The following is a 7,380-nucleotide window of genomic DNA, read 5'->3' as shown; positions in this document are numbered from 1 at the left end:
ATGCGGAACCTTCGACAAGCTCCACCTCACCCGGAGGTCCTCACCCATTTCAAGATCTACGCCCCGTCACCAACGTCCATGGACAGAACACCTAGTCGGCGTTCTCCTCGGTGGGAGCATCGTCCGGCGCGCGGGCGTCCTCGTCGGTCAGCGCGTCGTCCGACGAGGTGCCGAGGCTGGCGAGCCGACGCTCGGCCTCTCGGACCTCCTCGTCGATCCTGGGGTACTCCTCATCGGGACCCTGCGACATGGGCGACCTCCATCGGGCGCGACCGGCAGCCCTCCGGATACCCGACCTGAGGGCGGAGACACGGAGATCCGCCGACCTGCCTTGATCAAGTGATGAGAAGTAGCTCAACCCGCTCCCCGGGACCTACTTTTCATCACTTGATCGAGAGAGCCCGGGGCGGGCGGTCGGCGAGGCGCACTGGCGAGCTTCCGGAGTTTCGCCGGCTGGACATAGATCTCCCGGCGAGCGATGGCCAGGCCGCCGACGCTTACCTGGTATCCGTCGAGCCACGCCCAACCGTCGTAAGTGACGAACGGCAGGATCCGAATCAGCCGAAACCTGATGGGCACCACGAACTGCGGGCTCGCGGACCGGTCGACCAGCAGGAGGTCGGCCGCTTGGAGCCTCACCTGCGGCGTTTCCGCCAGGCCGCCACACGCTCGGCTGCCTCGGACAGTCTCGGACACGTCCCGTCCGGCCTGCACCGGCTACAGACGTCGCGGTGGTGAAGGTCGATCACATAGCCAGCCATGATCACGAGGAACGGAGGCTCGGGCCGCCACTGCTCAATCATCATGGTCCCCTTTCGCCAACACCGGGCATTGACCGACGGCGAAGCGCCCTCTACCAGCCCAGACAACCGCCACGATCCCGGAGCGACGATTCCTCCTGCAACACTCGCCGTGAGATGTTCACTACGCATGGCGCATTTCGGGGAATGATGCGTGTGGCGTCTCAATCAACGCCACAGGACGCATCAGGATGAGACCGAGAGGACGGTGCGGATGACCGAGGCTGGTTCGACGGTGCCGAGACGGCAGCTCGGTCGCCTACTGCGACAGACCAGGGAGCAGGCAGGGATCGGCCTGGAGGCCGCCGCGTCCGACCTTGAGTGGTCGCGCGCCAAGATGTACCGGATCGAGTCGGGGCAGACCCCGGTTCGGGCGCTGGACGTGGGCCAGATGTGCCGCCTCTACGGTGTCGCCTCCGACATGACCGAAGTCCTTGTGAGTCTCGCTCGGGAGTCCAAGAGCAAGGGTTGGTACCACGCCTACGGCGAGATCATTCCGCGGTGGTTCGAGCTGTACGTGGGGCTGGAATCAGCGGCCAGCCGCATTCGGACCTACGAGCATGCCCTGGTCCCCGGCCTGCTGCAGACGCCGCAGTACGCGACTGAGGTAGGACGGAGCCGATCCGAGAATTCGGATGAGGAGGTGGCCAAGCTGGTCGAACTGCGGACCGAGCGTCAGCGGATTCTCACCAGGAAGAGGCCGGCCGCCCCCACGCTGGACGTGATTTTGGAGGAGGCACTACTACACCGGGCCGTTCCCGGTATGGCCGACCAGATAGCTCGACTCATCAAGGCCGACGACACACCCAATGTGTCCATCAGGCTTCTGCCACTCGGCAGCAGGCTGACTCAGGTCGCGGTGGCTGGCAGCTTCGTCATCCTCGACTTTCCCACCAGCGGTGCCAGGTCCGCCGAGCCGACAACCGTCTACAGCGAGGGATTGTCCGGCGCGCTGTATCTGGATCGGATTGAAGAGGTCAAGGCGTACGCCGCCGTCTGGAAGACGCTCACGTCCGAGGCGTTGAGCGTGCCGAAGTCCCGTGAGCTCATGCAGAACATCAAGGAGAAACACCATGACTGATCTGACCGGCGCCAGTTGGCGCAAGAGCACCCGCAGCAGCGCCCAGGGAAACTGCGTCGAGGTGGCCGACAACCTGCCCGACGTGATCGGCGTTCGGGACAGCAAGGATGCGACCGGCCCGGCGCTGTGTTTCCGTCCCGAGCAGTGGAGCACGTTCGTGGGGGCTACCCGCACCAATCAGCTGAGCCGCGCGCGACCGTAGTCGGGTTGGTCAGTGGTTACCGAGCGCCGGGCCGGTCGGCGGGCGCGCCGGGCTGTAGCCCGGGAGCGTTGCCGACCCGGCCCGGTGCCGGATCAGCGCTGCTTCAGCTCGCGCCAGGATGGGTGGGTGCCGCGCCAGGCGTCGGCGAGGATGGCCGCCGAGGCCCGGCTTGGGCACTGCTGCACCCGCTCACGACCCGACGCCCCACCGATCTGGGCGCGGACCTCCCAACCCTGCCCGTCAGTACGGATGTACACGTCCCGGCGTCCGCGCGGGGTCGTGTCTCCGTTCCACCAGTGCTCCTCGACCTTCATTCGCCGACCGTATAGCAATTCTTGCGTGGAGGGTACGGCGCAGGAGGGTTGATAGTAGGGCGATAGTCGTAAATCCGGCGCACTTCAACCTGACCGTTACCGGGGAGGAGCCGCAACGGCGGCTCCTCCCCGTCCTGAGTAACGAATCAGGCGCGATTCACATGCCGCCGAGTACCCCTGCCAGGGTGTTGGCCAAGGCGTCCTGCCCGGAGGGGCTGGGGTGCGGCGAGCCACCCTCGGCGGTGATCTGAAGGTCACCGGGAGTGAACGGCGGCGGCATCGCAACCCGGACGGCGGGGTCGAACGGGACGCCGAGTTGGATGGCCCAGTTGAGATCACTGATCACGCCGCGCACGCTGCCCACCCAGAGCGGATCGATCAGCGGTTGCAGTGTCGACACCGGCGCCGCCGGCAGGTACGAGTGCGTCGCGGTCGGCAGCAGAGACTTGAGCTTGGCCCAGGCGTACTGGCCGACGTCGATGTTGGCCGGAGTGATGTCGTAGTACAGCATCCACACCACCTTGTCCGCCCCGGCGCCGAGCAGTGAGTTGACAATGGTGGTGGCGTCGGCGGTGACGCCTGCGTACTGCGCCGGGCCGTCGTAGCGCGGCACCCCGATGTTGATGTAGTAGTCCTCGCCGGCCGGCAGGTCGAGCCAGAAGTTGCAGCCGCCTCCGCCGGTGACGATGCCCGCCTTACCGCCCACCGCGGCCCACTCGAAGCGGAACACCCCGTAGGGGTCCAGGGTTTCCGCCGCGAACTCGAGACCACGACACATGGCCAGCCGGGTCAGGACCGTGGTCCAGTTGGTGTTGTTCACGCCGCCGGTGGTGGCGTGGTACGCGTTGTGCCCGTCCGCCTTGGCCTTGGCGATCCGTGCGGTGGCGAGGCCGAGCGGGCTGGCCACCCGCCCCCAGGCGTTGCCGCAGGCGTCGGGACCGGCGCGGCCCGCGATGATGTCACCGGTGCCGTAACCGGTGCGGGCGTAGTTGTCGTAGTCGACGACGCTGCCGTCCATGTCGAAGTAGCGCCGCCCGTAGCTGTAGACGCCGTTGTTGCCGGGCATGCCACGGCCGTCGAACGAGGTCATCGGGCAGCCGGGGCCCACACCGAAGCCGAACTGGTGGTGCGCCGAGCTGATCGAGTCCCCGGTGAGGGTCAGGACCGTGTCGTCGGACACCGTCTGCACCTCCCGGCAGCGGATCCGGTCCTTGTTCGCGTCCACCAGAGTGGGGTTGCCGCTCACGTTCGGGCAGCCGGTCGGCGGCGGGGGTGGCGGCGGCGGGGGTCCTCCGGTGGGTCCGGTGGGCGGGTCGGTCGGATCGGTCGGCTCGGTGGGGGACGCCGATTCGCTGGGAGACGCCGAATCTGATGGCGAGGCACTGCCGGACGGCGACGCGCTGTCCGACGGGGAGGCACTACCGGACGGCGACGCGCTGTCCGAGGGCGAGGCGCTGTCCGACGGTGAGGCGCTGTCGGACGGCGAGGCACTGTCCGACGGCGACGCGCTGTCCGACGGCGACGCGCTGTCCGACGGCGACGCGCTGTCCGAGGGTGAGGCGCTGTCCGACGGCGACGCGCTCCCGGACGGCGAGGACGTACCCGACGGAGAGGTGGAGCCGGACGGCGAGGCACTGTCCGAGGGGCAGGGCGACCCGGTGGCCGTGGGCGACGCCGTGCTGGTGGGCGACGCTGTCGAGGTGGGCGCGGTCGCGGTCGCGCCAGGTGCCCGCAGCACGACCGGATCGGCGGTCACCGGCGGACGGGTTGCCCGGGTCGGCGACGTCGAGGCCGACGGTGATTCCGTCGGGTCCGGGCAGTCGGTGGTGGCGGCGGCAGCGTGAGTACGGATCTGCGCGAGCCGCGCCTCGACCTCGGCGGGGAGTTTCCCGCCTGGCTTGACGCACGGGTCGAGCAGCCAGGTGGTGCCCTCCAACTGACGGGTGCACGGCGGCGCCTCGTACGACACCGGTTCCGGTTTCGCCGCGGCGGGGGCGGACGGGGCACCGCCGGCCGCCGTGGCGACCGCCGTGGTGACCGCCACGACCATCACCGCCATCATGGCGGCGAAGAAGGCATTGTGGGTGTGGACTGACCTGGTGGGTCGCGGTCCTGGCGGTCCGCTCGGATCCAGTTGGCTCATGCCGTCCTCCAGGGACTGAAATGCACCGGTGGGTGTTACCGCACGGTAGGCATGCGTCCGGTAACCCGGTAGATCAGTCGTCCTTACCTACTGTGGACGGTGGAGTGCGACGGGTGACCTGCTCAGCACCGCAGGTTGGTCGTGGCCGAGCACGACGGCCAGCTCCTTGCGGTTGCGGACGCCGAGCTTGGTGAACACCCGGGCCAGGTTGTTGTTGACGGTGTTGACGGACAGTCCGAGCCGGTCGGCGATGCTGCGGCTGGGCAGCGTCACGGCGAGCATGGCCACGTCCCGCTCCCGACGGGTGAGCGTCGCCTGCTCGGCACCCGGAGCGTTGGCGGCGAGCAGTGGCGTGCGTACGGACCGGCATTCCCGGGCCAGCGTCGCGGCCCGTTGTGCCACCGCCACCCGTGGTCGGCCGTGCCGGGCGTACGCACGGGCAGCCGCACCGAGCACCTCGGCCGCAAGCAGGGTGTGGCCACGGGCGACGAGGTCGTCAGCAGCCGTCTCCAGTGTCGGCCCGTCATCGCGGGCCAGACCGTCGGCCGCTCTGGCGAGCGTGGCCGCGATCCCGCCGATCCGGTCGGCCAGGTCGGCCAGCCGGTCCCGCACCGGTTCCGGCCCGCCGAACCGGGCGCACTCGTAGAGCGCACCGCCTCGATGGTCGGCTGCTCACTGTCCCGGGCCAGATCGGCGGCGTTGCGGGCGGTTCGGATCGCGGCGGTGAGATCGCCCTGGGCCACCTCCACCCAGGCTCGATTCATTTCCACCCAGGGGTGGAAGAGTCGGTTGGCGGCTCGGGCCCGCGCGTCGGCCGCGGCCAGCCACCGGCGGGCGCCCGGCAGGTCGCCGGCGAGGGCACGGACGCCGGCCAGTTCGGCCCAGTAGGTGCGTACCAGGTGGTACTGGTCGTTCTCCTCCACCAACGCGATGGCCTCCCGCAGGTCCGCCTCGGCGGCGTCGAGCCGGCCCTGCGTCTTGCCGATGATCCCCCGGAACCCCGCCCAGACGGCGACCATCCCCCGCGCGTCGCTGGCCACTGCGTCGCGATAGCCCTGGTCGGCCAGCTCGGCTGCCCCGGTCAGATCCCCGGTGGCGTAACGGGCGTAGCAGAGCCCCAGGCCGACCTGGGCCTCGTTCCACGGCAGCCGCTCGGGCTCGGCGGCGAGCACCGCCCGGCCCTGCTCGGCCAGGTCCGCGGCAAGACCGAGTCGACCGAGCATCCCGGCCGCCGACGCGGCCCCCATTGTCGCCCAGCTGGCGGCACGGACGCCGGTGTCGGGTCGGTTCAACACGGCCTGGCCGACCTCCAGCGCCGCCTCGCACCGCCCGTCGTAGAACAGCACCCACGATCGGGTGGCCTCGGTGAGGTCGTGGCCCGGCGCGCCTTCCGGCACCATCCGCAGCGTCTCGTGTGCCTCGTCGATCCGATCCAGCCCCCAGTAGAGCAGCCCGGCCCTGGTGATCGCCCAGATCGCCAGCCGCTTGCTACCCGGCGGCGGGGTCGGCGGAAGCATGTCGAACGCTTCCTGGCTCCGTGCCTGGTATTGCAGGACCCGGGCCAGCAGCCACTGCGCCTCCCAGCCCTGCCCCGCGTCGTACGCCGTGCGGACCAAACGCTCGGCCAGGTCGATGTCGAACCGTTCGAGCGCCTGGCGGGCGGCAGCGAGCGCGATGCCCGGGTGGCGGACGCTTCCCGAGCGCAGTTGCCACACCCCGGCGACCAGCGCGTCGTCGCGGCGGCGCAGCGGCATGCCGGCCAGCACGTCGGCGAGTTGCCCGAACACGGTGCGGGAGCGGCTGGCCGGCATGCTGGCCCGGAGCGCCTCACCGTAGAGCGGGTGCGCCATGCGCAGGGCCGTCCGGGCGCCGGAGTGTTCCGCGACCGCCATGCCGCTCCGCTCGGCGGCCTCGATGGCGGCGGGGTCGGTACATCGTTCCAGCAGGGCCAGCGGTAGTGGTTCGCCGCAGGCCACCACCTCGAGCACCTGCCGGGCGGCGGGTTCCAGTGCGCGTAGCCGGGCACTGACCAGCTCGGCCAGGCGAGGGCTGCCCGACGCGGTGCCGCGCCACCGCCACACTCCGCGCGACTCGCGGAGCCCACCGGTGTCGATCGCGTCGGCCAGCAGCTCCCGCAGCAGGAGGGGGTTGCCGTCGGCGAGGCGCGTCAGCCGACGGCGGCTGATCGCGTCGAGCGGACCCGGCGCCGCCTCGTCGAGCAGGTGCTCCACGGCGGTTGCCGGCAACGGGCGTACGTCCAGACGCCGGCCCGATCCAGCCCACAGCGAGGTGAGGGCGTCGGAGAGCGGTTCGCCGGCCCGGACCGTCGCCACCGCGACCGCCAGCCGGTGCACGGCGAGCTGGTGCAGCAGCCCGGCCGAGGGTTCGTCCAGCAGGTGCGCGTCGTCGATGCCGATCACCACTGGCCGTTCGCCGGCCCGGCGGGCGAAGTCCCGCTCGACGCTGACCACCAACCCCACCGGGTCGGAACGGGACCCGGTCGGCGCGGGTATCAGATGGGAGACGGCACCGAACGGGATGGACCGCGCCGCGCCGGTCGCCGAGACCCGGTGGCATTCCACGCCGTTCTCGGCGGCGCGGGTCAGCGCCTCGCGCAGCAGACGCGTCTTGCCCACCCCGGCGTCGCCGACCAGCACGAGCCCGGGCAGGCGCGCCGACACGACGTCCTCGATGGTCTTCAGCTCGTCGTCGCGCCCGACGAGTGTCCATTCGCCACGTCCCGACATGCCGACCCTCACCTCGCCTCTCGGGACTGCCCTACCGCCCACCCTATGGGCAGGCTCGGCACTCCCGCTCGACGACGGTCAATGGCCGGCGGA

9 protein-coding genes are annotated in these 7,380 nt (G+C 70.4%); 4 read left to right on the top strand and 5 right to left on the bottom strand.

Annotated elements, in window-relative coordinates:
• Positions 1–91: 91 nt before the first annotated feature.
• Positions 92–250, bottom strand: a complete 159-nt coding sequence (locus ACIBEF_RS11045; RefSeq protein ID WP_396793108.1) for a hypothetical protein — start codon at positions 248–250, stop codon at positions 92–94.
• Positions 251–1,014: 764 nt separating this feature from the next.
• On the opposite strand from ACIBEF_RS11045, the gene ACIBEF_RS11040 reads away from it, so the two are divergent.
• Both ACIBEF_RS11040 and ACIBEF_RS11035 read left to right on the top strand, forming a co-directional pair.
• Positions 1,015–1,881, top strand: coding sequence for a helix-turn-helix domain-containing protein (locus ACIBEF_RS11040; RefSeq protein WP_396793107.1), 867 nt, complete (start codon positions 1,015–1,017; stop codon positions 1,879–1,881).
• A complete protein-coding gene (locus tag ACIBEF_RS11035) occupies positions 1,874–2,083 on the top strand; it encodes a DUF397 domain-containing protein (protein WP_396793105.1) in 210 nt (69 codons plus the stop codon). Before ACIBEF_RS11040 ends, ACIBEF_RS11035 begins: the two co-directional genes overlap by 8 nt.
• Before the next feature lie 92 nt (positions 2,084–2,175).
• On the opposite strand, the gene ACIBEF_RS11030 is transcribed toward ACIBEF_RS11035, so the two are convergent.
• Positions 2,176–2,397, bottom strand: coding sequence for a hypothetical protein (locus ACIBEF_RS11030; protein ID WP_030335934.1), 222 nt, complete (start codon positions 2,395–2,397; stop codon positions 2,176–2,178).
• A 157-nt stretch (positions 2,398–2,554) separates the two neighbouring features.
• Positions 2,555–3,643, bottom strand: coding sequence for a hypothetical protein (locus ACIBEF_RS11025; RefSeq protein ID WP_396793103.1), 1,089 nt, complete (start codon positions 3,641–3,643; stop codon positions 2,555–2,557).
• Positions 3,644–3,701: 58 nt separating this feature from the next.
• Between ACIBEF_RS11025 and ACIBEF_RS11020 the strand changes: the two genes are divergently transcribed.
• Positions 3,702–4,241: a hypothetical protein gene (locus tag ACIBEF_RS11020; RefSeq protein WP_396793101.1), complete on the top strand. Its 540-nt coding sequence runs from the start codon at positions 3,702–3,704 to the stop codon at positions 4,239–4,241.
• Positions 4,242–4,340: 99 nt separating this feature from the next.
• Positions 4,341–4,559, top strand: a complete 219-nt coding sequence (locus tag ACIBEF_RS11015; RefSeq protein WP_396793099.1) for a hypothetical protein — start codon at positions 4,341–4,343, stop codon at positions 4,557–4,559.
• 68 nt (positions 4,560–4,627) lie between these two features.
• Here ACIBEF_RS11015 and ACIBEF_RS11010 read toward each other — a convergent pair whose 3' ends face one another.
• Positions 4,628–4,822 carry a helix-turn-helix transcriptional regulator gene (locus ACIBEF_RS11010; RefSeq protein WP_396793119.1) on the bottom strand — a complete coding sequence of 65 codons (195 nt, stop codon included), beginning with the start codon at positions 4,820–4,822 and terminating at the stop codon, positions 4,628–4,630.
• Positions 4,810–7,287 carry an AAA family ATPase gene (locus ACIBEF_RS11005; protein WP_396793098.1) on the bottom strand — a complete coding sequence of 826 codons (2,478 nt, stop codon included), beginning with the start codon at positions 7,285–7,287 and terminating at the stop codon, positions 4,810–4,812. The genes ACIBEF_RS11010 and ACIBEF_RS11005 overlap by 13 nt, the downstream gene beginning before the upstream one ends.
• Positions 7,288–7,380 lie beyond the last annotated feature (93 nt).

Origin of the sequence: Micromonospora sp. NPDC050795 (assembly GCF_044456785.1) — a bacterium.
Classification (GTDB): Bacteria; Actinomycetota; Actinomycetes; order Mycobacteriales; family Micromonosporaceae; genus Micromonospora.
Note: the sequence above shows the minus strand (reverse complement) of the source record. Positions and strands in the feature narration are given on the sequence as shown.